Source organism: Vibrio sp. 378 (assembly GCF_033339435.1).
On record NZ_JAWOUO010000544.1, the window covers coordinates 1 to 705 of the forward strand.

Genomic DNA, 705 nt, shown 5'->3' on the forward strand with positions numbered 1-705 from the left:
AAGACGGTGAGACGTTCATGAAGTTCTACGGCATGTCTTCTCAGTCGGCGATGGACAAGCACTCTGGTGGTGTGGCTAAGTACCGTGCCGCTGAAGGTAAAACCGTACTATTGCCATTCCGTGGCAGCGTTCACGGCACGATCTCAGATATCCTTGGTGGTGTGCGTTCAACCTGTACCTACGTAGGCGCAGCGAAGCTTAAAGAACTAACGAAGCGTACGACTTTCATCCGCGTACAAGAGCAAGAGAACAACGTATTCGGTAAAGAGAAGTAATTTAAAACTTCGAATAAATTGAAATAGTAAGAGCCGCAATAGCGGCTCTTTTTTATAGCGCATTGGTCAGTACTGGCTGTGTTTCAACGGCAATTGCCGCTATCTCTTCCAAAACTTCAGGATTCGCAATTGCACCGATATTTTTAACTGTCTGACCATTCACGACCTGCTTTACTGCCAGTTCAACCGTTTTGCCGGAACGCGTTCGTGGAATGTCACTGAGTGCGAAGATCTTGCGCGGGACATGTCGCGGTGAGCACTTCGTTTTCAACGTTTGGCGGATCAAGTCAGTCAGTTGTGGCGTTAACTCAACACTTTGGCTTAATTTGACGAATAACCAGATCTCTTCAGATTGCTGGCTCAACTTACCGACAGCAATCGAATCTTCGATACCCGATAGCGCGTTCACTTGTTGATAGATTTCTGCTGT

The 705-nt window shown here is 47.1% G+C and carries 1 protein-coding gene and 1 pseudogene; one reads left to right on the forward strand and one right to left on the reverse strand.

Translation table 11 applies throughout. From position 1 onward, the window contains the following. Positions 1-275 (forward strand): IMP dehydrogenase (locus tag R7Q48_RS27440; protein ID WP_318133415.1); only part of this gene is annotated, 275 nt, incomplete at its 5' end. Between the two features lie 52 nt (positions 276-327). Here R7Q48_RS27440 and R7Q48_RS27445 read toward each other — a convergent pair. Further along, a pseudogene (locus tag R7Q48_RS27445) lies at positions 328-705 on the reverse strand (acetoacetate--CoA ligase); the annotation flags it as partial.